Here is a 23527-nt window from a genome sequence, read left to right as displayed (position 1 = left end):
GCCGTGGAGAATATATAAATGTATTCTAGTATTGATTAATCATGCATATTTCATTAGGACAACATCATAGACTTGTAATGTCACGTAATATTCCGCTGTATTTCTAATAGTTTTTAGGATCGGGAGGGATTTCTTTGGAGAAAATCGATATTTTTAAAGATATTTCTAAACGGACAAACGGAGATATATATCTTGGAATAGTCGGGGCTGTCCGTACGGGAAAATCAACATTTATTAAAAGGTTTATGGAACTCGTCGTCTTGCCAAATATTGCCGATGAAAGCGATAGATCAAGAGCAATGGATGAACTGCCGCAAAGTGCGGCTGGGAAAACAATCATGACAACTGAACCTAAGTTCATTCCTAATCAGGCTGTCACGGTCAATGTAGAGCAAGGATTGGATGTGAACGTCCGACTTGTCGATTGTGTCGGCTATGCGGTGGAAGGGGCAAAAGGATTCGAGGACGAAAATGGACCAAGAATGATTCATACTCCTTGGTATGAAGAACCAATTCCGTTTCACGATGCTGCAGAAATTGGAACACGGAAAGTTATTCAAGAACATTCTACTATTGGAATTGTCGTAACGACCGATGGATCGATTGGAGAAATTGCTCGCTCAGACTATGAAGAAGCTGAAGAAAAGGTAATCGAGGAATTAAAGGATGTTGGAAAACCATTCATTATGGTAGTAAACTCCGTTCGTCCGACTAGCCCGGAAACAGAATTTTTAAGACAGGAATTAGCTGAGAAATATGATATTCCGGTGGTTGCAGTCAGTGTGGAGAATATGACAGAGCAAGATGTTTATAAAGTGCTCCGGGAGGCCTTGTTTGAATTCCCTGTACTTGAAGTGAATGTCAACCTTCCGAGCTGGGTGATGGTGCTTAAAGATGAACATTGGCTAAGGGAAAATTATCAAAGCGCTATCCAAACAACTGTGAAAAACATTAAACGCTTAAGAGATGTTGATGAAATCGTTGCAACCTTTTCGGAATACGATTATATTGACCAAGCCAACTTGGCTGGCATGGAAATGGGAGAAGGAATTGCTGAAATCGATCTTCATGCACCACCGGAATTGTATGATGAAATATTAAAAGAAATCGTTGGGGAAGAAATTCGCGGGAAAGATCACCTCCTAGAACTCATGCAGGAATTCACCCATGCCAAACGAGAGTATGATCAGGTTGCAAGTGCTCTTCAAATGGTAAAACAGACAGGTTACGGGATTGCTGCTCCAAGTGTACAGGATATGATTCTCGATGAACCAGAAATCATCCGGCAAGGAACAAGGTTTGGTGTAAGACTGAAAGCAGTTGCCCCGTCCATTCATATGATCAAAGTGGAAGTGGAATCAGAATTCGCGCCAATTATCGGAACGGAGAAACAGAGTGAAGAGCTTGTAAGATATTTAATGCAGGATTTTGAAGACGACCCACTATCCATCTGGGAATCAGATATATTTGGAAGGTCGCTCAACTCCATTGTGCGTGAAGGAATTCAAGGAAAAATTTCATTAATGCCTGAAAATGCCAGATACAAACTAAAGGATACATTAGAGCGAATCATCAATGAAGGCTCTGGCGGATTACTGGCAATCATATTATAGCAGCTGAAAAATGCTGCTTTTTATTTTTGGACGGCAGGAAAATTGAAACCCTCGTCGAATAGCTATAGTATAGGGTAATCGAATAAAAAACTACTTTCACATCTGAAATATCTGACAAAGGAAACGAAGTAGCTGTTTTTACAAAAAATATGAGGAAAAAGCGCATATATTGTTGAATTTATAAGCGAATTCGTTTAATATTAGCCTTGTTACTAATTGATTTTAGTAACCGGGTATAAAAAGAGACAAAGATGTGAACAAATGAATTAAGTAGTTTTTTGTTTGTTACACTGTCAAGCTTAACATTTCGGGAGGAGGTGAATGTCATGAACAAAACTGATTTAATCAATGCAGTAGCTGAACAAACTGAGCTTTCAAAGAAAGACGCAACAAAAGCAGTTGAAGCTGTATTTGATACTGTCATGGATTCACTTAAACAAGGTGAAAAAGTACAATTGATTGGTTTCGGTAACTTTGAGGTGCGCGACCGTGCAGCACGTAAAGGCCGTAATCCACAAACTGGAGAAGAAATCGAAATCCCTGCAAGCAAAGTGCCTGCGTTCAAACCAGGTAAAGCTCTTAAAGATGCTGTTAAATAACTTGCTACATAGGGCTTATAAAGGGTACGTTTCATACGTACCCTTTTTTAATGCATTTATTATTATTGCAAAAAGCATGCAGACCGTGTGGATATATGCGTATAATAGAGGATGATAGATTTAAAATACAGGGTGTTTAAGGGGATGAAAGCATGAAAGAGGCAAATTTCAAAACAGATTTTATTGTTATTAAAGCACTGGAAGACGGTGTAAATGTCATTGGGCTCACCCGAGGAACGGATACGAAATTTCATCATACAGAAAAACTCGATAAAGATGAAATCATGATCGCTCAATTCACGGAGCATACGTCTGCCGTAAAAATTCGTGGAAAAGCTGTTATTCAAACGAGTAATGGCGAAATGAGCAATGAAAATTAGCAGATTCGTCATTTTACAAATTTTACTTTTACATCTATGGGAAGATGTAGATTGAAAATAAATATGCTATAATAACTAAGGCACTTCTATAGACGAAAGGGCTTAGGTGATTTCTTTGAGTAACTCGGTAAATGAAATATTACGTTTTAAAAAAACAATAGAGGAAAAAATAGAATATGATTTTCTATGGAAAAATATTCAAAAGCCCGTAATCGATGAAGATAAGTTATTTATTCTATCGAAGCTCATTCCGGTAAATCTTGCGCTTCCCCATGTAAAGCGTGATGCATATATTATTACGACCATGCTTGTTCAAATAGCATTGGATACCCATGAACTTGTTAATGAAAATAAAGCAGATGAAAGTACGGAAGAAAACTTAGCTAGGCAGCTTCACGTACTGGCCGGTGATTATTATAGTGGCTTATACTATTATTTGCTCTCACAAATAGATGAATTTGAATTTATACATAAGTTGGCGTCGGCGATTAAAGCGATCAATGAGTTGAAAATGAAACTTTACTACGAGGAATTCACAAGTTTTAACGAATATATCGACTTGAAAGTTCGGATCCACACAACATTATTAAAAACAGTCGCAGCATACTTTAATCACAATGAGTTTGTAGATAACTTCACACAATGGTTCTATATTTCAACACTCCAAGAGGAAAAAGAACGTATGTTGACGGATGAAATTGTGCTTAACAGTATGTTAGATGTTAAACGCTCAAATGTGTATATGAACAATGAAGATAGATTTAGATATATACTCCATAAAGAATGGTTAGTTCTTCAACATGGAATAAATCAACTGCCACATTCATCTGGAGAAATCTATGCCTACTTTGATAGCAGAAGAGATGATGATGTTGTTATGAATACTTCGAATGTGGAAGAAGGGTAAAGATGCAAAAACAATCGAAAGAAGAACGTGTTCATCACGTATTCGAAAAAATATACCAAAATTATGATTCCATGAACTCTGTAATTTCTTTTCAACAACATAAATTATGGCGGAAAGATGTCATGGAACGAATGCACGTAGAAAATGGTGCAAAAGCATTAGATGTCTGCTCTGGCACAGGAGACTGGGCTATATCCCTTGCTAATGCGGTCGGTGACGAAGGAGAGGTCGTCGGTTTAGATTTCAGCAAAAACATGCTCTCTATTGCCGAAGAAAAACGTGATGCATTAAATTTATCACAGCTTAGTCTTGTTCATGGGAATGCAATGGATCTACCTTTTCCAGATAATACATTTGATTATGTTACAATCGGATTTGGTTTACGTAATGTCCCTGATTATTTGACCGCATTAAAAGAAATGTATCGGGTCGTTAAACCGAATGGTAAAGTAGTTTGTTTAGAAACGTCTCAGCCGGAGATTATTGGCTTCAGGCAATTATATTTCTTTTACTTCCGTTTCATCATGCCGCTTTTCGGTAAACTTCTTGCGGAAAGTTATGATGAATATTCCTGGCTGAACGAATCAACAAAACATTTCCCTGATAAAAATAAGCTAAAAGAACTCTTTCAGGAAGCAGGTTTTTCTTTTGTCGAAGTAAGGAGTTATACACTCGGCGTAGCGGCAATGCATATGGGAACGAAGCAGATTCGCTAAATATACCAGCTAAGTTGCAATTTAAAAGTATAGGTGACACATATGAAACTTCCTAAAACATACGGATACTTAAAAAAAGAACTCGAATTAATCGAGGCATCTTTAAATCAATCGATTCAAGCGGATCACCCAGTGTTACGTCAAGCCTCGACAGATTTATTGAATGCGGGAGGAAAAAGAATTCGTCCTGTATTTGTTCTTCTTGCGGGACAACTCGGTCATTATGACGCCGAGAGTATCAGCAAGGCAGCAATTGCGCTTGAATTAATACATATGGCAACACTCGTGCATGATGATGTGATTGATGAAGCTACCCTAAGAAGGGGAAAGCCTACAATTAAACATACTTACTCTAACCGGGTAGCGATGTACACAGGGGATTATATTCTTGCAAGAGCTTTAGAAGAAGTAACGACGATTAATAATCCAAAAGTCCATAAAGCCCTTTCTAAATCTCTTGTCGAGGTTGCAATCGGTGAAATGGAGCAGATTAAAGATAAATTTAATTGGGATCAGACACTCCGGGATTATTTACGGCGAATCAAAAGAAAAACCGCATTGTTAATAGCAACAAGTTGTGAACTTGGTGCTATCCTCTCTGGTCTGCCAGATAAAGATATTAAGCGGATGTATCGCTATGGTTACTATATTGGAATGTCCTATCAAATTATCGATGACATATTGGACTTCACGGAAACATCCAAGCAGCTTGGTAAACCTGCCGGAAATGATCTTCTGCAGGGAAATATTACGCTTCCTGTATTATACGGAATGAATAATGAAAAATTCTACTCCTATACGAGGGAAGTATTTAGGGAACCGGAAAATGTTCATTCTGAAGATATGAAAGCTGTCATTGAGCAATTGAAACAAACGGATGCAATAAAGAAATCTTACCAATTAAGTGATTTATATTTACGGAAAGCTTTAGGAACCTTAGAAGGTTTACCTGCCAGCAAATCAAAACAAACCTTGCAATCTATTGCAAAATATATTGGAAAACGTAGGACATAAGGAAAATAATTGTTATTTTCCTTATAATTATGTATAATTTTAGCGGTTACATAATCATATACTAAAGGGGTGCTTGTATGGAAAAGACATTTTTAATGGTGAAGCCAGATGGAGTACAACGCAATTTAATTGGGGAGATTGTCCAGCGTTTTGAGAAAAAAGGATTCAAACTTGCAGGGGCAAAGTTAATGCAAGTCTCAAACGAATTAGCAGAGCAACACTACTGGGAACATAAGGAGAAGCCTTTCTTTGGTGAATTAGTTGAATTCATTACCTCTGGACCTGTTTTTGCAATGGTGTGGGAAGGTGAGAATGTAATTGCGACAGCGCGTAATATGATGGGTAAAACAAACCCAAGTGAAGCAGCGCCAAGCACAATTCGCGGCGATTACGGAATCACAGTCGGGAAAAACATCATCCACGGTTCAGATTCTCCAGAAAGCGGAGAGCGTGAAGTCAAACTATTCTTTGATGAAAGCGAATTAATTACGTACGATAAAGCAGATACAACCTGGATTTACTAATCCAACCAATCAACCTCCGTTACCAAACGGAGGTTTTTAAGAACAATTTGAAGACAACTCTATTACTGACACAACTATCCAAGCCTAAAACAACTGGGAACCTACTAAAATCCTAACAAGAAAACCCGCTGAATCGCCTACATACAGCGTGAGTGTGCCTAACCCCGAAACTTTCTACTGGAGGTCCGCAGTCCAGACACCTCTCGCACCTGCTGAGCGGCCGGCAAGCCTCCTCGCGCTGAGCACTAAGGGGTCTCGCCAGGCCTATCCTCCCGCAGGAGTCTCGAGGCGTCTGGACTGCTCCCAGGAAAGGCCAAATATGGATCACTGTTTAATGTTCCAGAGATATAATTCCTATCGTGACGGAACAATTTCTATTCAGAGAATTATCTAACCAGTTCAGTTGCCCGGTGGACGGTGACTCCTGCGGGAATAGCACGTGTCCGAAGACCTGAGCAGGAAGTGCCCTTCTTCCGAGGCAGACTAAGAACGCCACGTCCTATGGCAACGTCTGCATTAGCACGTCCTTTGCGTCGAGGCTGAGGCCGTGCCCGAGGATGCGCATCCGTCCACCGGGCAACTGAACGGCGATTAGAGAACCACTCTAGAGAGCCTGCAAATCACTTGCGCTGTATGAAAGTAATAAGGGGTTATGGAACTGACAAGAGAAATATTAATTTTTAAAGGAGGGGTATGATGATTGATGATTACACAGAGTTCATTGAGCGTGTGAATAGAAGACATGACATCGACCTCAGTTTATATAAAGAAACACAAATGAAACGCAGAATTACAACTTTAAGAAACAAACGCGGGTTTACCAGCTATATCCATTACTTCGAAGCGATGAACAAAGACAATGAACTGATGAAAGAATTCATTGATCGCTTAACAATTAATGTGTCGGAATTTTTTCGGAACAAAAAACGTTGGGACGTTTTAAAAGACCGGGTTGTTCCAGAATTAATCCATAATAAATCACGCATTACCATTTGGAGTGCAGCATGCTCAACAGGTGAGGAGCCATATAGCTTAGCAATTCTATTCAAAGAATATTTCCCTACTGTTAAAGTAGATATATTAGCAACCGACATCGACGAGGAAGCCTTGAAGAAAGCGAAGGAAGCAGTATACACGGAACAAGCTTTAAAAGAAGTCCCTACAATTTTAAAGCAAAAGTATTTTACATATGAAAAAGGGATGTATCGATTAGATTCTGCTTTAGAGCAAAACATTACTTTCAAGAAGCATAACTTACTTGCCGACCGTTATCCTTCGAATTATGATCTAATCGTCTGCCGGAATGTGCTCATTTACTTCACAGATGAAGCAAAGGATAAAATTTATAACGGATTCAGTAATACACTGCGTGAGAATGGTGTACTATTTGTCGGCAGTACGGAACAGATTTTTACACCTGAAAAATATAGTTTGCAATTATTAGACACTTTCTTCTACCAAAAGACAAAATCTTAAATTTATTCATATTTACATAATTTATGACCAAAAAGATGTCTGAATATGTTATAGTAATTAGAAATCTAATCAGTGACCTTAGAAAACTAAATTGAATGGGAAAAAAGGAGAATGCTACATTGAGATATTTAACTGCAGGAGAATCACATGGTAAACAACTAACTACAATTCTTGAAGGCATCCCTTCAAAGCTTCCGATAACGAAAGATGATATCAACGAATCCTTATTGCGCAGACAGCAAGGTTATGGTCGTGGCAAGCGGATGCAAATAGAAACGGACCTCGTTGAAATTATGGGTGGAATCAGACACGGTTATACATTAGGTTCTCCTATTTCACTCGTTATCCGTAATGATGATTTCAAGCATTGGACAGATATTATGGGGGAAGATCCAATTCCAGAAGATACGAAACTTCGCCGTGTAGTCACACGCCCTAGACCAGGACATGCTGATTTAAACGGTGCATTAAAATATGGTCACCGTGATATTCGCAACATCCTTGAACGTTCTTCCGCTAGGGAAACGGCAGCCCGTGTAGCTGCAGGAGCTGTAGCAAAGAAGCTGCTTAAAGAGCTTGGGATAGAAGTTGCCGGGTATGTAAAAGAAATAGGCGGAATTGTTGCCGAAGATCAAGAAGGAATGTCAATGAAAGAAAGGCAGGAAATCTCGCGAAAATCTCCTGTCATGGTGCTTGATCCTTCTGCAGAAAAAGAAATGATGGAAAAAATTGACCATGCTAAAAGTGAGGGAGACACCTTAGGTGGAGTTTGTGAAGTATATGTCGAAGGAGTCCCAGCAGGTGTCGGCTCATATGTGCATTACGACCGTAAGCTTGATTCACGGATTGCCGGAAGTGTAGTTGGTATTAATGCCTTTAAAGGAGTAGAATTTGGTATTGGTTTTGATGCAGCTAAAATTTATGGAAGTGAGAACCATGATGAAATCGCCTGGAATGAAGAGCTTGGCTACCATCGTACATCCAACCGGTTAGGTGGATTTGAAGGTGGAATGTCCACTGGAATGCCTCTCGTCGTAAGAGGAGTAATGAAACCAATCCCTACTTTAATGAAGAAGCCTTTACAAAGTGTTGATATCGATACAAAAGAAGAGATTACAGCAACGATTGAACGGTCGGACCCATGTGCTGTCCCAGCTGCTTCCGTTGTAATGGAGCATGTAGTCGCATTTGAAGTTGCAAAGGCAATAACAGAGCAATTCCCGCATGATCAATTCCCGCAACTGAAAGAAGCGCTGGATAAGTACCGTGAAGAAATCAGGTGGTTTTAATGCAAGAACTTTCCGTTCAGCATAGCAATGGCTCGTATTCTATTTTTGTAGGCAATGGAATACGTTTTGAGTTACATAAATATTTTAATAAATCCTATTCTAAAATCTTCATCATTACAGATGATACGGTTGAAAAGTTATACTTGGACGATGTAAGAAAAGGATTATCAGACTATGATTTTTCTCATTTTATCATTCCAGCTGGTGAGGAATCTAAGCATATCGATGTTTATTATGAAGTTCAGACAAAGGCGATTGAAATTGGCTTGGATCGCAACGCATTAATCATTGCGTTAGGTGGCGGTGTTGTTGGAGATTTAGCCGGGTTTGTTGCAGCGACATTTATGCGCGGAATTGATTATATTCAAATCCCGACAACAATCCTAGCCCATGATAGTAGTATTGGAGGGAAGGTTGCAATCAACCACCCCCTTGGGAAAAATCTCATTGGAGCATTTTATCCCCCAGTCGGTGTTTATTACGATATGGAAACATTAACTAGTTTATCAGAACGAGAGAAGCGTTCCGGTTACGCGGAACTTATAAAAGAAGCTTTAATATCCAGTGATGAATTATTTCAAGATATGCTTGCAACAAAGCTTGCTTCCCTTGAACAAGAGAAGTTACAGACATATTTAATGGCAGGTATCAAAGTAAAGCAGGAAATCGTGGAAGCGGATGAGCGCGAACATGGTGTCCGCAGCTATCTTAACCTCGGACATACGCTCGCCCACGCGCTTGAGGCAGAATTAGGCTATGGAAATATTACGCACGGAGAGGCAGTTGCCATTGGATTATTATTTGCAATCCATGTCAGTGAAAGGGAATATGACTGCAATTTGCCGTTTGATAAATTAAAGAAATGGTTAACGGATAACAACTATCCCCTCGCTGCATTCACTGTTGACACGGAAAAAATTATCAACCATATGAAAACGGACAAGAAAGCGACGAAACAACGCATTAATATGGTGCTTTTAAAAGAGCCTGGTAAATTAAACAAGGAAGAACTGACTGATGAGACATTACAGAATCATCTAGATACATTTAGAAAAAGGCTGGTGTAAATATGGTATCAAGAGGAATACGAGGTGCAACTACAGTAACAGAGAATACAGCTGACGAAATTATTTATCATACGAAACTCGTTTTGCAGGAAATGATTGAAGCAAATGATGTCACTCCGGAAAATGTCTCACATGTCTTTATTTCCGCGACAAAAGATATTGATGCTGTATTTCCAGCCCGGGCACTTCGAGAGTTCTCTGGATGGACGTATGTACCGGTTATGTGTATGGCTGAGATCGAAGTAGAGAACAGTTTGAAAAATTGTATTCGTATTATGATGGTCGTGAATACAAATCAAAATCAAGCAGAGGTTAAACATATATTCCATAATGAAGCTATTACGCTCAGGCCAGAATTAGTTGAGAAGAGAGGACAATAGAAAGTGAAGCAGAAACAAATACTTAGCCAATTGACAGCATATCAACAAGGTAAGCAAACGCACGAGATCAAAGAAGAGTATGGGCTTGAAAGAATTGTTAAACTCGCATCAAATGAGAATGTATATGGTTATTCTTCTAAAGTAAAAGCCGATTTAGCTGAATATTTACCAGAATTGAATATTTATCCGGATGGGCATACAGCAGAACTGCGAACTGCTCTTAGTAAAAGATTAGAAGTGGAAGAAGATCAATTGATTTTCGGTAGTGGTTCAGAAGAGCTTATCCAAATTATTTGCAGAGCATTCGTCCAAGATGGAAGCAACACGGTTATGGCGGCTAATTCATTCCCGCAATATAAACATAATACATTTATTGAAGGTGGTACGGTAAAGGAAATTCCGATTGCAAGTGATGGGACACATGATCTTGAAGCAATTCTTAAAGCAATCGACAAGGATACCGCCGTCGTCTGGATATGCGCACCAGACAATCCAACAGGCACAATAAATGCAGAAGACGAATTCCTCCAGTTTATGAAAAGTTGTCCGAATGACGTATTGGTCGTATTAGATGAGGCATACCGGGAATTTGTGGGAGATGAATATTTACTTGATTCTATTACATATACGAAATCTTTTTCCAATTTAATATCATTGCGGACTTTCTCGAAAGCATATGGATTAGCTGGCTTACGTATCGGATACGGAATTGGTAGCCCCGAATTAATCCACAACTTGAACGTCGTCCGCGGTCCTTTCAATACGACATCAGTAGCACAAAGAGCGGCAACAGTTGCATTGGAAGATCAAGCGTTTATTAACGAAACGAAAGCTAAAAACATAGAGGTAAAAGAAGTATTTTATCAGTTCCTTGATGAACTAAAGTGGAGTTATTATCCATCCCACACAAATTTTATTCTCGTTTCCACACCTGCAAGCGGGCTGGACGTCTTTCAATATTTAATTGAAAATGGGTTTATTGTTAGACCGGGGGAACTACTCGGTTATCCGAATTCCATTCGAGTTACAATCGGCACCAAGGAAGACATGCAAACATTACAAAATTTATTACAGAAATTTGATGAGCAGATTAGGTGAAAAAATGAAGAACCGAAATATATTAGTGGCAGGTATCGGACTTATCGGTGGCTCACTAGCAAAAGCAGTGAAAATCAATCCAGAACATACCGTTCTTGGCTATGATTTGAATGAAGAAAGCTTACAATATGGACTAGAACAAGGAATTATTGACAAAGCATACACAGATTTCACTCTTGCTGCACAAGAAGCCGATATTATTATACTTGCAGCACCCATTTCTGAGACAATTGCATTAACCCAGAAACTTGATACCATCACATTTGATAAACAAGTGATCGTGACGGATACTGCATCAGTGAAACATGCGATCATAGAAGCGGCCGAGCAGTTAACAAATGAAAATATAGCATTTATCGGCGGGCATCCGATGGCAGGTTCCCATAAACGAGGAATTGGGGCAGCCAGGTCCCATCTTTTTGAAAATGCTATTTATGTTCTTACTCCATCTATCCGGAGCACGAAGGAAATGGTTACTACTTTAAAAGAAGTGCTAAGCCCAACGAAAAGTAAATTTGTCGTGTTGAAACCAGAGGCACACGATGAGATGACGGGTGTAATCTCACACTTCCCACATTTAATCGCCTCTTCACTTGTGCATCGAGCAAAGAAATGGCAGAAAACACATGACTTTCTGCCAAAGCTTGCCGCAGGGGGGTTCCGAGACATCACAAGAATTGCTTCTAGTAACCCGGTGATGTGGCAAGATATCTTTTACCATAATCGGAGAAAGATGTCTGTCTTGCTGCAGGAATGGATCGAAGAAATGATACATTTAAAAGAACTGGTAGACCATAATGAAAAGCGGGCAATGATCGATTACTTGGAAGACGCAAAAAATTACCGCGATAGAATTCCAACAAAAACAGCTGGTGCAATCCCTGCCTTTTACGATGTTTATGTTGATATTCGAGACCAGACCGGGGCATTAGCATCTGTCGTACAGATTCTTGCGGAACACGATCTTAGTATTAAAAACATTGAAATACTTGAAATACGTGAAGGAATTACAGGGGTACTCCGTGTCAGTTTCTACACGAAGGAAGCACAAAAACAAAGTAAGCATTATTTAGAAATGAATGGATATGAAACGATGATCCAAAATTGATACATAGGACGTGATTCGATGGCAGAGAAAAAAATTTCACCTCAATCGTCCGCTCTTATAGGCGAACTCGAAGTACCAGGAGATAAGTCAATATCTCATCGGGCGGTAATTTTTGGATCATTGGCAAAAGGCCAGACCAAAATTGACCATTTTTTAGATGGAGAGGACTGTCTCCGGACGGTAGATGCTTTCAGGCAGATGGGAGTAGACATTGAGCAGCAAGGTGAATCAATTGTAATCAACAGTGGCGGAGCAGAAAACCTGATAGAACCAAAAGTACCCCTATACTTTGGAAACTCGGGGACAACTGCACGTCTCATGATTGGCTTATTATCCGGCTTACCACTCTTTACAACAATTTATGGAGATGCTTCGTTATCGGAACGGCCGATGGACCGGGTTGTTCTGCCTCTTTCAGCTATGAATGCAGCAATATCCGGTCGAAGTGATGCCAAACTGCTGCCATTAGCAATTAATGGGAAAGAATTACAAGCAATTCAATACACTTTACCAGTCAAAAGTGCCCAAGTTAAATCTGCATTGCTATTTGCCGGCCTTTTTGCTAACGGTGAAACAGTAATAACAGAAAAGGCCAAAACGAGAAACCATACGGAAACAATGCTTGAAGCATTTGGGGCAGAGCTTGCTGTTCAGGGGAATACCATCCGTATGAATGGAAAACAAGCCCTGAAGCCTGTAGACATTTATGTTCCGGGAGATATTTCTTCTGCAGCATTTTTCTTAGCCGCTGCAGCAGCTAAACGAGATAGCTCGCTTGTCATAAAAAAGGTTGGACTGAATCCAACCCGGACAGGAATTATTGACGTGTTAACTCAAATGGGAGCACAAATTGAGATTAGTAATAAAAAGAGAATAGGCGGAGAACTGCTTGGTGATGTTAAAATCAGTAGTTCCAGCTTGATAGGAATTGAAATATCCGGTGATATTATCCCGCGATTAATTGACGAAATTCCAATAATTGCTCTGCTCGCAACCCAAGCGGAGGGCAGGACGGTTATTAAAGACGCAGCAGAGCTTCGCGTGAAAGAAACAGACCGCATTGCTGCTGTTGTCGAAGTGCTAACAACACTTGGAGCGTCTGTGACAGCAACTGAAGACGGGATGATTATCGAAGGGAACCAGGAATTGACAGGTGGAAACATATCAGCTTATCATGATCACCGCATGGCAATGATGGGTGCTATCGCTTCCTTCTTTACGACAGAAGACATCGTTATCGACGATATCTCATCTATTGCTATTTCTTATCCGAGTTTTTTCGAAGATCTAAAAAAAATAACGACAAACTAACCCTCTAACCAAAGAAAGCCAAATCACTACCGCTTTCTTTGGTTTCTTTTATTGAATAAGGAAGGTGTTTTCGATATTATTACAGTAAGCATGTTTACAGAAAGGATGGAGAAATGGATACCATCTTACAAGCAGTTGAATTAGTCGAACAAAATAAGATACCACAAGCATTGCGTTTATTGGAGGAATACGCTCCAAAAGCAAATGATGATGAAAAATATACCATTGCCGAATTATACTTACAATGGGGATTTCTTGATGAAGCAGAACTCATTCTTTCAGAACTCTTGATGAAATATCCTGTTGAGAGTGACTTGATCCTAAGCTTAGCTGATATTGCAATAGAAAAAGAAGATGACGAAAAGGCAATTGCGCGCTTAGCAGAAATTCCAGAAGAGGATCCCGCCTATATTCAAGTATTAATCCAACTAGCCGATTTATACCAAGTGCAGGGTTTATTTGAAGTCGCAGAACAAAAACTGTTGACAGCTAAACAAAAGCTGCCGAATGAGGTCATTATTGATTTTGCTCTTGGAGAACTTTCTTTTTCAACCGGAGAGTACAAGAAAGCTGTTACGTATTATGAAAAAGTTGCCAAAGAGCATAATATGTTTGCTGATGTTTCTGTGCTGGACCGGCTCGCGGAATCCTATGCAGGAATCGGCGAATATGAAAAAGCACTTGGTTTTTTTAAAGATGGACAAGAACAGACTCCAGATAAATATTTCAAATATGGTGTTACCGCAAGCCAAGCAGGAAGAAATGATATAGCAGTCACCGCCTGGCAAGAAGTAGTTGAGTTAGATCCTTACTACCATTCCGTTTATGAAAATTTGGCTAAAGCATTACAAAATGAAGGAATGGTTCAAGAAGCATTTGAGGTAGTGGAAAAAGGATTGAAACAAGATACATTCAATAAACAGTTATATTTTCTTGCAGGCACAATTGCGCGCCAGCTGAATAATGATTCGGCAAGTGAAGAATATATAAGAGAAGCAATTGCGATTGACCCGGACTATAAGGAAGCAATCCTCTTTTTCCTAGAATTTTTAAAGGAAGGGGACAGGCATACAGATATTATCGACCTGCTCGAGAGTGTGAAATCAATCGGATCACTTGAACCTTTATATGATTGGGAACTGGCAAGAGCTCATAACGAAGAAGAACAATATAAAGAAGCTTTGCATGCTTATCAGGATGCGTATACGAGCTTGAATGATGACACGGATTTTCTGAAAGAGTATGGTTACTTCCTTACTGAAGAAGGACTGGTATCTGAAGCAATTACCGTGTTTCGTAAATATTTACAACACGTTCCTGATGATTATACGATTGAGGAATATTTATCCCGGTTACACGCTCAAGATTAATGAGGAGGATTCATATGACTAACACTGTCATTCATCCGCATGAGAAGAAAGCATTTATTTATTGGTTCCTGAACCAATATGAAATGAAGGTTAGAGAAAGCAATTGGATTTTAACTTATTTAGCGAGCAATAACAAGCTACTGCGGAATTTACATTTCGTTCGTCATGCAAAGGCTTGCCCGCGCAGTATTATAATCTCAACTTCATGTTCAAACGGGCCAGCATTTCGTTTTCACCGGGAACGATTAATTACGTCCGATCCGGAAAAAGCTTTTCATGATATCCGTTTAAACGATGATGAGCCCCTCTATGTTCAATTGAATTTCCATCAATGGAAGCAAAGTCCGCAGTATGCATTCGTCCTAGAGGAAAATCCATTTTTATCGGATGAAAATTATATTACAGAGGAAGACAAGCAGGAAGCAGAGCGGGTGATTAACTATACACTTCAAGCACAGAAGAAAGACAGATTATTAAAGAAAATTGATGAATCGCTCGATGAAAGAAATTATGAAAAATTTATCAGACATTCTGAAGAACTAAAGAAAATCGAGAAAATCCTGATGAATCAACCAGTTTCTTAATGAATAGGTTGATTCATCAGGATTTTAAAGCTTCCCTCCCCTTAGCCTAGCGTAGGTAAAAGATGAACCATTTATTTTGCCTGAAATTATTGATAATTATTTTCTTTTCGGGTATAACAGAACATAAGTTCCGGTGAGGGGTGAGTATCATGTATCGTGGAAAGCGTGTTTCTTTTCATGCATCGAAGGAAGCAATCGATCACTTGTTTGCATGCAATCGTCTGTCTGCTGATGTGTGGAATGCTTGTTTAGAAGGTGCTAAAAACTATCATCTCCAAACCGGTAAGTGGATCAATCGAACCCACTTACAACAAGCAATCAAGAAAACGGTCCCCCTTCACAGTCAAAGTATCCAAGCAGTGGCACATAAATACAATGAGTAGTAAATGGCGTGTTCCCGCCCACATGTATTGATGTGTTGCTTATTATGAGATAAAGAACACACACCACCATTAGGTGGAGCGTCTCCTAACCGATGCGCACGGGAAATCTTTTTCTTTAAGATAAGAAACCTCCAACTTCAAGAGATGTTCATCTTTAAGTGGATGGAGGTTCATGGTAAGCTTAGAATTAGAAGTATAAGAAAATTGATAGAACAGAGAGGCTGATTAATTGCAATGAAGTGGAGAAAAGATGATTTGGAAAAATATGTGCAAGCGAAAGAATATATCGACACCATTCTGGTACCATTAGTTCCTTTTCAGTTGACAAATGATGCTGATTTAGGGAAAAACGCCTTTCAGCAAGAAGTGATTACGATATTTGCAAATGAAATCGAGCAAGAGTTAAGTGGCAGAGTATTGTTAATTCCGAGCTATCTCTATTTAAAAGATGGAGATAAGGCAATTGAAGTAGAGCGACTGAATCAGTGGATCAGTGAAACAAAGAATCAACCGTTCAAGCACTCCATTTTACTCACCTTTGATTCATCCTGGAAAAAGCATGAAAAAGAACTTGTTGGTGATCTGCTATGGATACCTGGTGTTCAAACAGGAGACATTCATTCAAAAGAAATGCAAGAGATGATCCGGGATCAAGTTTCCCAGTTATCAGAAATTGTTCGTTCCTACTGGTAATTTTAACACTTAATCTGTAGCACCACTTCATCATTTTAGTTGAAACATGTGTAAAAATGACTGTTAAATAGGAATATTATCTTTTGACTCTAGTTTATATATTGACCCAAGTGCAAGATTACGCTATCATGGTATTGTCCTAGTAATCTAAATTAATTTTCAAAATGTCCGTAACTAATGAAAAGAGGGGGGAAAATCATGAGTGAAGAGAAAAAGCAGCAAGTATCCCGTAGACAATTTTTGAACTACACATTAATGGGAGTAGGTGGATTTATGGCAGCTGGTCTGCTCATTTCTCCAGTAAGAATGGCAATTGATCCTGTGTTGAAAGCGGCAGGTGGTGGGGATTTGGCTAACGTTGGACTGGCTGTTGATGATATTACATCAGATCCGCAACGTGTTGACTGGAGCGTCGACCAAGTAGATGGTTGGTATGAGTCACAAGTAAACCGTTCTGCGTGGGTTTATAAAAATGATAGTGATGAAGTTATAGCCTTTTCCCCAGTATGTAAACACTTAGGTTGTGTTGTATCTTGGGAAGGAAGCGATCAGTATCCGAACGAATTCTTCTGCCCGTGTCATGATGGACGCTACTATAAAGATGGGGTAAACGTACCAGGTACACCACCACTAGCGCCATTGGATGAATATGAAATGGAAATTAAGGATGGAATGCTATTCTTAGGGGATCCAAAACCACACAGGGAGGCTTAATTAAAGATGCTACAGAAAATATACGATTGGATCGACGAACGCATCGACCTTCAACCAATTTGGCGTGACATCGCTGACCATGAAGTTCCTGAGCATGTTAACCCTGCCCATCACTTCTCAGCATTCGTCTATTGTTTTGGAGGATTGACATTCTTCGTAGTCGTTATTCAGATATTGTCTGGTATGTTTTTAACGATGTATTATGTGCCGGATATTGAAAATGCGTGGCGATCCGTTTATTACTTACAAACTGAAGTTGCACATGCTCAAATTGTTCGAGGTATGCATCACTGGGGTGCCAGTGTAACAGTTGTGATGCTTTTATTACATACTTTACGTGTGTTTTTCCAAGGTGCATACAAGAAGCCTCGTGAACTTAACTGGATGGTTGGGGTTCTGCTCTTCTTCGTCATCCTTGGGCTAGGATTCACAGGTTACTTGTTACCGTGGGACAACAAAGCGTTTTTCGCTACTCAAGTAGGTCTTGAAATGGCTCAGCAGGTTCCGTTTATCGGTGATCAATTGAAGATTCTATTAGCTGGTGACGCCTCGATTGTAGGTGCGCAAACATTGACTAGATTCTTCGCCATTCATGTATTCTTCTTGCCAGCTGCATTATTTGCACTACTAGCTGTACACTTTATCATGATTAGAAGACAAGGTATATCCGGACCACTATAAAAAGGAGGGGAAAGCATTATGCAAAGAGGGAAAGGCATGAAATTCGTTGGAGACTCGCGGATCAAACAAGGACCCACAGTCTCACGAATTCCGAAAGACTATTCAGAGTACCCTGGCAGAACAGAAGCTTTTTGGCCCAACTTTTTATTAAAAGAATGGTTGGCAGGTGCAGTATTCCTTATTGGATTCCTAATTTTAACATTAGCACATCCATCACCACTTGAAGGGTTGGCAGATCCAACAGATGCTGCCTATATTCCTTTGCCAGACTGGTATTTCCTGTTTCTGTATGAACTATTGAAATATGAATTCGCTAGCGGAACGTACATTATTCTCGGAATGCTTGGAATTCCTGGTTTAGCATTCGGTGCATTACTTCTAGCGCCGTTCTTGGATAATGGTCCAGGACGCAGACCACATCAACGACCAATTGCAGTCGGAATGATGTTGCTAGGTTTAGTTTCTGTTATTTGGTTAACTTATTCTTCTTCTGCAGCTGTTGACTGGGAAGGTCGTGCGGAAGCGAACAAGCCTGTTCCGCCATCTGAAGAAGCAGATGTTGTGATTGATACAGAGCATCCGGGCTATGCTGCATATGAAACAAGCTGTTTAGCGTGTCATGGTGCTGAACTGGAAGGTACGGCAGCTCCTGCATTGTATGGTCCTGATTTTGACTATACTGCGGAAGAAATTGCTGATATCTCCGTAAACGGAACTGGAGCAATGCCTCCAGATCAATTTACTGGTACAGATGAAGAATTAGAACAATTAACAGAATTTATCTTATCCGTAAACGAATCAATCGAATAATATTATTCAGCATGAAAAACACCTTTGCCATTTCGATGGTGAAGGTGTTTTTTTAAAATGCTTTTAATACTTGCTTACAAGGAACAATAGGGCTTATAGTTAAATTATCCAATTAGGTTCTTCATGGTAGCAGTCCAGACACCTCGAGACTCCTGCGGGAGGCCGGCTAAGAACGGTCACGTCCTGTGACCAATGCCGGCATTAGAGCTTCCTGTTCGGAGGTAGGACTGGTGAGACCCCGCAGCAGGCTTGCCTGCGAGGAGGCTCACCAGCCGCTCAGCAGGTGCGAGAGGTGTCTAGACTGCGGACCTCCAGAAGAGAGTTTCGGAGTTAGGCACACTTACGCTGAGTGCAAGCGATCTGCATTGTTTTTTCGGATGGATAGTTTAATGAATTTCAGAATACGTATTTAATGCTTCACCACCACCATATGTAGTTGAGTTGGTTCGTTCCCAACAACATATGATGATGGAAAAGCCGACTTTGGTAATGATGAAATTCATTCAGTTAGGTGAATTATAGTTAATTTTAAAAGAATTGAGAGGTCGGCAGATGATTAAGTATATTCTTTCTAATAAAATATTTATTTTCATGCTTTTTATAGTAAACCTATTCGGTACAATCTACGGGTATATCTGGTATCTTCCACAATTATCAATCACACCCGATATATTTTTAATTTTTGTCCCGGATAGTCCGACAGCAAGCTTATTTTTTACGATTTTTCTTTTGTTTTTCCTGTTTGGCAGAAACGTCCCTTATGTAGAAGCGTTGGGGCTTGTCACCCTCGTTAAATACGGTACTTGGGCAGTTGTAATGAATATACTTACGCTGATCATTGATGGTTCATTAAGTGCAGCAGGGTATATGCTAATGTTTTCTCATGCGGGGATGGCGATTCAGGCTGTGCTTTATGCGCCATTTTATAAGATTAAAATGAGACATCTTGTCGTAGCTGGAATCTGGACCTTACATAATGATGTGATTGATTACGTGTTCGAGATGATGCCAATTTATTCTTCATTAACACAATATATGGAGAGGATCGGTTATTTCACATTCTGGCTCAGTATCGCTTGTTTAATGCTTGCATACGGCTTAACGGTTAGGAAGCATAATAAATTATCCTAAGGTGATAAATAGGGTTCCCTCATCATATAAATGGATTAGGTGAGGTGACTAAAATGGGAATGACATCCAGTATTACCTTGATTTATTCGACTGTTGCTGTTGCGTTTCCGTCCCTGTTACTGAACATACAAAAGGTGAGTTTCCCGCAATGGGTGTATGCGAATGTGGAATTGCTCCCACTTTTCCCTGCTTTATTAATTGTCGGTGGTTTCATTCTGATTACATTATCTTATGTGAGTTGGAGAAAGTATAAAGGAGAAAAAGAAAAGGCGGCGAAGAAGGAAGGGCGCGACAAAATAGTTGACTGAAATAGGATTCCTGACTAAAATTGACTTATCGACGTAGATTGGAGGGAAATAGATGGGTAGCTATTTAATTTATATCGCGCTTATACTAATCATACCATTATGGGCGCAAGGCAGAGTGAAATCAACATATAATAAATACTCGAAGAAATCGACATCTTCCCAGATGACCGGTGCTGAGGTAGCAAGAAAGATTCTGGATGATAATGGATTATATCATGTAAACATTGAACAGACAAAAGGTACCTTGTCTGACCACTATGATCCCCGTTCCAAGGTTGTTCGACTTTCAGAAGGTATATATGGAGGCCGCTCCATGGCATCTTCGGCGATTGCGGCACATGAAGTTGGACACGCCATTCAAGACCAGGAAGAATATGCATTCATGCGTTTCAGAAGTGCACTTGTTCCGGTTGCTAACTTCGGTTCAAACATCTCCTTCATTTTAATTCTTGCAGGTATTTTCTTCAGAATGACGGAGCTATTCCTTTTCGGAATCATCTTCATGGGCGCAGCTGTTCTATTCCAGCTCGTTACACTGCCTGTAGAGTTTGATGCTTCTAGTCGTGCAATGACACAGCTTGTCTCGACTGGGATCATTCGGAATGATGAAGAACGAGAGACGAAGAAAGTATTGAATGCTGCTGCACTGACGTATGTCGCAGCTGCTCTAGTCGCCTTATTAGAGCTTGCACGTTTTATATTGATATTTTTGAATAGCAGAGACTAGATGGAAAAGAGATTGGCAATGTGCTGGTCTCTTTTTTATTGCAGTGGTTTCTTGTTCTCATCAAGCGTGAATCCTTCTCCCTGCACATCTTGAACCGTACTGATTGAGACGAAGGCGGATGGGTCAATCTTTAAAATAACGCTTTTTAGACGGACGATTTCATTTCGAGGGACGACACAGTAAAGTACTTCAAGTTTTTCACCTGTATAGCTGCCACGCCCTGATAGAACCGTAACTCCCCGATCCATCTTCTGAATTTCACTGTATATCGCTTTACTTTTGTTTGAAACAATTGTCGCTCCTTTAGCAAGATAAGCACCTTCTTGAATAACATCAAGTACCCGTGCTCCGATATAGACCGCAACTAAAGTGTACATACCTTGAACAAGATCTAAAATAAGAAGTACAGAAGAAGAAATGACAATAAAATCGAATAAGAACATCGTATTTCCCATGCTCCATCCAAGATATTTATTTGCTAACCGTGCAATAATATCTACCCCTCCCGTTGTGCCGCCATAACGAAAGATAACCCCTAAACCGACCCCGATAAATACTCCGGCAAATATCGCAACTAAAGTCATATCATTTTCCAAAGGGATTGCAAATTGATAGGATTGAAAGATAGCTAAGAATACAGATACTGCGAAGGTACCGATAATGGTGTAAATGAAGGTATTTCTCCCGAGAAGTTTCCAGCCGATGAGAAAAACTGGGATGTTTAATAAAATATTCGTGATTGCCGGATCAAATCTCCATAAAAAGTAAAGGAGCAGCGTGATCCCGGTAAAGCCGCCTTCACCTAAGTTATTTTGCATATTAAAATGTACAATTCCAAACGAATAAATCGCTGCACCGATTAAAATAAAGAAAATACTTTTCAACCGCAATCCAAATAGCATCATTAACATCTCCTAAGTATGTGCGAATCTGTTCCGAATTAGTATCATTTTACCCCGAGGAATTAATTTCATGACTTTTCAAAGAAAATATTTGTCAAATTACGTAAGGTTAGCTAACATAAAAGGTAGGCAAACATGGAGAAAAAAGGAGATCGTTAACGAATGCAAAAAGAATTTACAACAAAAGAAATTCAAAAGCGTGTCGATGATTATATCGGCCAATTTAAAGAAGGCTATTTTTCTCCACTTGCAATGATTGCTAGACTGACGGAAGAAGTCGGTGAGCTTGCCCGAGAGGTAAATCATCATTACGGGGAGAAGCCTAAAAAAACGACCGAAAAAGAAAAAACGATTGAGGAAGAACTTGGCGATGTTTTATTTGTAATCACAAGCTTTGCAAATTCACTTGACATTGATTTATCCGAGAGTTTTGACCGCTCCATGTCGAAAATTGAAACCCGAGATAAAGATAGATGGACGAGGAAATAAACAACAGGAGAGGTGGAACAGAAGTGGCAATAAATATTATATTAGCAGGACCACGTGGTAAAATGGGGAAAGAAGCAATTCAAATGATTGAACGTGTAGCCGATTTTAATCTCGTTGCTGTAATTGATCGAAAAAACGAAGGCAAATTTTTAAACGATATTATAGAGGAATCAGATGCACATGTTCCGATTTTTGAAGACCTGGCGGAATGCTTTCAGAAAATAGATGCAGACGTCTTCATTGATCTTACAAGTCCTGCGTCTGGTTATAAGCATACAAAACTCGCTATTGAACACCGGGTACGTTCTGTGATCGGTACTTCCGGATTTACAGAGGAGCGTATTCAGGAGTTAAAAGAGCTCTCGGATGAATATAAATCTGGTTGTATCATTGCACCAAACTTTGCTATCGGTGCGGTATTAATGATGAAGTTCTCGCAGATGGCGGCTCAATATTTCCCGGATGTGGAAATCATCGAGAAGCACCATGATCAGAAGATAGATGCTCCATCTGGAACGGCGGTTAAAACAGCCGAGATGATTCAAAAAACACGAGAAAAGAAAATGCAAGGCCATCCCGATGAAAGAGAAGAACTCGATGGAGCACGCGGTGCTGAATTAGATGGCATGCATATCCATAGCGTAAGACTACCAGGACTAGTGGCACACCAGGAAGTAATCTTCGGTGGACCGGGTCAATTATTCACAATTAAACACGATTCCATGAGTCGAGATTCCTTCATGGATGGAATTAAAACATCTATTTACAAAGTAATGGAGTTAGAAAGACTCGTTTACGGGTTGGAAAATATATTATAAAAGAAAAGAGGTCAAGCTATGATGAAAATTGCTCTAATCGCCCACGATAAAAAGAAAGAAGATATGATACGCTTTACGATTGCTTATGAACATCTATTGAAAGAGCATGAACTCTGTGCCACCGGGACTACAGGTAAGTTAATCAAGGAAGCTACTAAATTGAATGTACATAGATTTAAATCAGGCCCGCTTGGCGGTGACCAGCAAATTGGTGCGCTTATTGCGGATAATGAAATGGATATGGTAATATTTTTCCGCGATCCGTTAACAGCTCAACCACATGAACCTGATGTAACGGCTTTAATGCGCTTATGCGATGTATACCAAATCCCGCTTGCTACAAATATTGCAGGTGCGGAAATCTTTATTCATGGTCTGGAACGCGGAGATTTTAAATGGCGGGAAATCGTTCGAAAAAAGGATAAAGAATAATCC

At 39.8% G+C, this 23527-nt stretch carries 28 protein-coding genes; 27 read left to right on the top strand and 1 reads right to left on the bottom strand.

Annotated elements, in window-relative coordinates; translation table 11 throughout:
• The first annotated feature begins 134 nt into the window (after positions 1 to 134).
• From spoIVA to L3V42_RS04770, 24 genes are all read left to right on the top strand, one after another.
• On the top strand, positions 135 to 1613 hold the full coding sequence (gene spoIVA / locus L3V42_RS04885; protein WP_235760792.1) for a stage IV sporulation protein A: 1479 nt from the start codon (positions 135 to 137) through the stop codon (positions 1611 to 1613).
• Positions 1614 to 1939: 326 nt separating this feature from the next.
• Positions 1940 to 2212: a non-specific DNA-binding protein Hbs gene (gene hbs, locus L3V42_RS04880; RefSeq protein ID WP_235760791.1), complete on the top strand. Its 273-nt coding sequence runs from the start codon at positions 1940 to 1942 to the stop codon at positions 2210 to 2212.
• Positions 2213 to 2364: 152 nt separating this feature from the next.
• Positions 2365 to 2592, top strand: a complete 228-nt coding sequence (gene mtrB, locus L3V42_RS04875; protein ID WP_238471476.1) for a trp RNA-binding attenuation protein MtrB — start codon at positions 2365 to 2367, stop codon at positions 2590 to 2592.
• Between the two features lie 115 nt (positions 2593 to 2707).
• Positions 2708 to 3499, top strand: a complete 792-nt coding sequence (locus tag L3V42_RS04870; RefSeq protein ID WP_235760789.1) for a heptaprenyl diphosphate synthase component 1 — start codon at positions 2708 to 2710, stop codon at positions 3497 to 3499.
• A gap of 2 nt (positions 3500 to 3501) precedes the next feature.
• Positions 3502 to 4215, top strand: coding sequence for a demethylmenaquinone methyltransferase (locus tag L3V42_RS04865; protein WP_238471475.1), 714 nt, complete (start codon positions 3502 to 3504; stop codon positions 4213 to 4215).
• A gap of 42 nt (positions 4216 to 4257) precedes the next feature.
• Positions 4258 to 5229, top strand: coding sequence for a heptaprenyl diphosphate synthase component II (gene hepT / locus L3V42_RS04860; RefSeq protein ID WP_235760787.1), 972 nt, complete (start codon positions 4258 to 4260; stop codon positions 5227 to 5229).
• Between the two features lie 77 nt (positions 5230 to 5306).
• Positions 5307 to 5753 (top strand): nucleoside-diphosphate kinase, encoded by a 447-nt coding sequence (gene ndk / locus L3V42_RS04855; RefSeq protein WP_238471474.1) that lies wholly within the window; start codon positions 5307 to 5309, stop codon positions 5751 to 5753.
• A 696-nt stretch (positions 5754 to 6449) separates the two neighbouring features.
• Positions 6450 to 7229: a CheR family methyltransferase gene (locus L3V42_RS04850; RefSeq protein ID WP_235760785.1), complete on the top strand. Its 780-nt coding sequence runs from the start codon at positions 6450 to 6452 to the stop codon at positions 7227 to 7229.
• Positions 7230 to 7348: 119 nt separating this feature from the next.
• On the top strand, positions 7349 to 8518 hold the full coding sequence (aroC, locus tag L3V42_RS04845) for a chorismate synthase (protein WP_238471473.1): 1170 nt from the start codon (positions 7349 to 7351) through the stop codon (positions 8516 to 8518).
• On the top strand, positions 8518 to 9585 hold the full coding sequence (gene aroB / locus L3V42_RS04840) for a 3-dehydroquinate synthase (protein WP_238471472.1): 1068 nt from the start codon (positions 8518 to 8520) through the stop codon (positions 9583 to 9585). The genes aroC and aroB overlap by 1 nt, the downstream gene beginning before the upstream one ends.
• Positions 9586 to 9587: 2 nt before the next feature.
• Complete coding sequence (aroH, locus tag L3V42_RS04835; RefSeq protein ID WP_235760782.1) at positions 9588 to 9965, top strand: chorismate mutase; 378 nt, start codon at positions 9588 to 9590, stop codon at positions 9963 to 9965.
• A gap of 3 nt (positions 9966 to 9968) precedes the next feature.
• On the top strand, positions 9969 to 11063 hold the full coding sequence (gene hisC, locus L3V42_RS04830; protein WP_238471471.1) for a histidinol-phosphate transaminase: 1095 nt from the start codon (positions 9969 to 9971) through the stop codon (positions 11061 to 11063).
• Between the two features lie 4 nt (positions 11064 to 11067).
• Complete coding sequence (locus L3V42_RS04825; RefSeq protein ID WP_238471470.1) at positions 11068 to 12171, top strand: prephenate dehydrogenase; 1104 nt, start codon at positions 11068 to 11070, stop codon at positions 12169 to 12171.
• Between the two features lie 18 nt (positions 12172 to 12189).
• On the top strand, positions 12190 to 13482 hold the full coding sequence (gene aroA, locus L3V42_RS04820; RefSeq protein WP_235760779.1) for a 3-phosphoshikimate 1-carboxyvinyltransferase: 1293 nt from the start codon (positions 12190 to 12192) through the stop codon (positions 13480 to 13482).
• A gap of 113 nt (positions 13483 to 13595) precedes the next feature.
• Entirely contained in the window at positions 13596 to 14852 is a 1257-nt protein-coding gene (locus L3V42_RS04815; protein ID WP_238471469.1) for a tetratricopeptide repeat protein, read from the top strand.
• Between the two features lie 14 nt (positions 14853 to 14866).
• Entirely contained in the window at positions 14867 to 15436 is a 570-nt protein-coding gene (locus L3V42_RS04810) for a ReoY family proteolytic degradation factor (RefSeq protein WP_235760777.1), read from the top strand.
• A gap of 149 nt (positions 15437 to 15585) precedes the next feature.
• Entirely contained in the window at positions 15586 to 15819 is a 234-nt protein-coding gene (locus L3V42_RS04805; RefSeq protein WP_235760776.1) for a hypothetical protein, read from the top strand.
• 234 nt (positions 15820 to 16053) lie between these two features.
• Complete coding sequence (locus L3V42_RS04800; protein WP_235760775.1) at positions 16054 to 16512, top strand: YpiF family protein; 459 nt, start codon at positions 16054 to 16056, stop codon at positions 16510 to 16512.
• A 198-nt stretch (positions 16513 to 16710) separates the two neighbouring features.
• Complete coding sequence (locus L3V42_RS04795; protein WP_235760774.1) at positions 16711 to 17226, top strand: QcrA and Rieske domain-containing protein; 516 nt, start codon at positions 16711 to 16713, stop codon at positions 17224 to 17226.
• Between the two features lie 6 nt (positions 17227 to 17232).
• Positions 17233 to 17907 (top strand): menaquinol-cytochrome c reductase cytochrome b subunit, encoded by a 675-nt coding sequence (gene qcrB / locus L3V42_RS04790; protein ID WP_235760773.1) that lies wholly within the window; start codon positions 17233 to 17235, stop codon positions 17905 to 17907.
• Between the two features lie 18 nt (positions 17908 to 17925).
• Complete coding sequence (locus L3V42_RS04785) at positions 17926 to 18717, top strand: menaquinol-cytochrome c reductase cytochrome b/c subunit (protein ID WP_235760772.1); 792 nt, start codon at positions 17926 to 17928, stop codon at positions 18715 to 18717.
• 552 nt (positions 18718 to 19269) lie between these two features.
• On the top strand, positions 19270 to 19848 hold the full coding sequence (lhaT, locus tag L3V42_RS04780; RefSeq protein ID WP_238471468.1) for a lipoprotein heptaprenylglyceryl N-acetyltransferase LhaT: 579 nt from the start codon (positions 19270 to 19272) through the stop codon (positions 19846 to 19848).
• Positions 19849 to 19901: 53 nt separating this feature from the next.
• Positions 19902 to 20156, top strand: coding sequence for a sporulation protein YpjB (locus tag L3V42_RS18640; RefSeq protein WP_438822734.1), 255 nt, complete (start codon positions 19902 to 19904; stop codon positions 20154 to 20156).
• Positions 20157 to 20208: 52 nt separating this feature from the next.
• Positions 20209 to 20883 carry a zinc metallopeptidase gene (locus tag L3V42_RS04770; RefSeq protein WP_238471467.1) on the top strand — a complete coding sequence of 225 codons (675 nt, stop codon included), beginning with the start codon at positions 20209 to 20211 and terminating at the stop codon, positions 20881 to 20883.
• A 35-nt stretch (positions 20884 to 20918) separates the two neighbouring features.
• Here the strand turns inward: L3V42_RS04770 and L3V42_RS04765 are convergent, their stop codons facing one another.
• Complete coding sequence (locus L3V42_RS04765) at positions 20919 to 21785, bottom strand: YitT family protein (protein ID WP_235761083.1); 867 nt, start codon at positions 21783 to 21785, stop codon at positions 20919 to 20921.
• A 162-nt stretch (positions 21786 to 21947) separates the two neighbouring features.
• Between L3V42_RS04765 and L3V42_RS04760 the strand changes: the two genes are divergently transcribed.
• The 3 genes from L3V42_RS04760 to L3V42_RS04750 are packed head-to-tail and all read left to right on the top strand — an operon-like array spanning position 21948 to position 23524.
• Entirely contained in the window at positions 21948 to 22274 is a 327-nt protein-coding gene (locus L3V42_RS04760) for a nucleotide pyrophosphohydrolase (protein WP_238471466.1), read from the top strand.
• Between the two features lie 23 nt (positions 22275 to 22297).
• Positions 22298 to 23092, top strand: a complete 795-nt coding sequence (gene dapB / locus L3V42_RS04755; protein ID WP_235760768.1) for a 4-hydroxy-tetrahydrodipicolinate reductase — start codon at positions 22298 to 22300, stop codon at positions 23090 to 23092.
• 21 nt (positions 23093 to 23113) lie between these two features.
• Positions 23114 to 23524 carry a methylglyoxal synthase gene (locus L3V42_RS04750; protein WP_235761082.1) on the top strand — a complete coding sequence of 137 codons (411 nt, stop codon included), beginning with the start codon at positions 23114 to 23116 and terminating at the stop codon, positions 23522 to 23524.
• Positions 23525 to 23527: the final 3 nt, after the last annotated feature.

This window comes from Oceanobacillus alkalisoli (assembly GCF_022213125.1).
In the GTDB taxonomy this organism is placed as follows: Bacteria; Bacillota; Bacilli; order Bacillales; family Amphibacillaceae; genus Oceanobacillus; species Oceanobacillus alkalisoli.
The sequence above is the reverse complement of the archived record's forward strand: the minus strand, read 5'-3'. Positions and strand labels throughout refer to the sequence as shown.

What these genes read in the sequence shown, in the direction of transcription:
- aroA (WP_235760779.1), top strand. Translation starts at nt 12,190, where the DNA reads ATGGCAGAGAAAAAAATTTCACCTCAATCGTCCGCTCTTATAGGCGAA.
- L3V42_RS04750 (WP_235761082.1), top strand. Translation starts at nt 23,114, where the DNA reads ATGAAAATTGCTCTAATCGCCCACGATAAAAAGAAAGAAGATATGATA.
- lhaT (WP_238471468.1), top strand. Translation starts at nt 19,270, where the DNA reads ATGATTAAGTATATTCTTTCTAATAAAATATTTATTTTCATGCTTTTT.
- L3V42_RS04765 (WP_235761083.1), bottom strand. Translation starts at nt 21,785, where the DNA reads ATGCTATTTGGATTGCGGTTGAAAAGTATTTTCTTTATTTTAATCGGT.
- aroH (WP_235760782.1), top strand. Translation starts at nt 9,588, where the DNA reads ATGGTATCAAGAGGAATACGAGGTGCAACTACAGTAACAGAGAATACA.
- L3V42_RS04850 (WP_235760785.1), top strand. Translation starts at nt 6,450, where the DNA reads ATGATTGATGATTACACAGAGTTCATTGAGCGTGTGAATAGAAGACAT.
- L3V42_RS04800 (WP_235760775.1), top strand. Translation starts at nt 16,054, where the DNA reads ATGAAGTGGAGAAAAGATGATTTGGAAAAATATGTGCAAGCGAAAGAA.
- hbs (WP_235760791.1), top strand. Translation starts at nt 1,940, where the DNA reads ATGAACAAAACTGATTTAATCAATGCAGTAGCTGAACAAACTGAGCTT.
- L3V42_RS04865 (WP_238471475.1), top strand. Translation starts at nt 3,502, where the DNA reads ATGCAAAAACAATCGAAAGAAGAACGTGTTCATCACGTATTCGAAAAA.
- mtrB (WP_238471476.1), top strand. Translation starts at nt 2,365, where the DNA reads ATGAAAGAGGCAAATTTCAAAACAGATTTTATTGTTATTAAAGCACTG.
- L3V42_RS04825 (WP_238471470.1), top strand. Translation starts at nt 11,068, where the DNA reads ATGAAGAACCGAAATATATTAGTGGCAGGTATCGGACTTATCGGTGGC.
- L3V42_RS04795 (WP_235760774.1), top strand. Translation starts at nt 16,711, where the DNA reads ATGAGTGAAGAGAAAAAGCAGCAAGTATCCCGTAGACAATTTTTGAAC.
- L3V42_RS04760 (WP_238471466.1), top strand. Translation starts at nt 21,948, where the DNA reads ATGCAAAAAGAATTTACAACAAAAGAAATTCAAAAGCGTGTCGATGAT.
- qcrB (WP_235760773.1), top strand. Translation starts at nt 17,233, where the DNA reads ATGCTACAGAAAATATACGATTGGATCGACGAACGCATCGACCTTCAA.
- L3V42_RS04805 (WP_235760776.1), top strand. Translation starts at nt 15,586, where the DNA reads ATGTATCGTGGAAAGCGTGTTTCTTTTCATGCATCGAAGGAAGCAATC.
- L3V42_RS04810 (WP_235760777.1), top strand. Translation starts at nt 14,867, where the DNA reads ATGACTAACACTGTCATTCATCCGCATGAGAAGAAAGCATTTATTTAT.
- ndk (WP_238471474.1), top strand. Translation starts at nt 5,307, where the DNA reads ATGGAAAAGACATTTTTAATGGTGAAGCCAGATGGAGTACAACGCAAT.
- hepT (WP_235760787.1), top strand. Translation starts at nt 4,258, where the DNA reads ATGAAACTTCCTAAAACATACGGATACTTAAAAAAAGAACTCGAATTA.
- L3V42_RS04815 (WP_238471469.1), top strand. Translation starts at nt 13,596, where the DNA reads ATGGATACCATCTTACAAGCAGTTGAATTAGTCGAACAAAATAAGATA.
- L3V42_RS04770 (WP_238471467.1), top strand. Translation starts at nt 20,209, where the DNA reads ATGGGTAGCTATTTAATTTATATCGCGCTTATACTAATCATACCATTA.
- L3V42_RS18640 (WP_438822734.1), top strand. Translation starts at nt 19,902, where the DNA reads ATGGGAATGACATCCAGTATTACCTTGATTTATTCGACTGTTGCTGTT.
- aroB (WP_238471472.1), top strand. Translation starts at nt 8,518, where the DNA reads ATGCAAGAACTTTCCGTTCAGCATAGCAATGGCTCGTATTCTATTTTT.
- L3V42_RS04785 (WP_235760772.1), top strand. Translation starts at nt 17,926, where the DNA reads ATGCAAAGAGGGAAAGGCATGAAATTCGTTGGAGACTCGCGGATCAAA.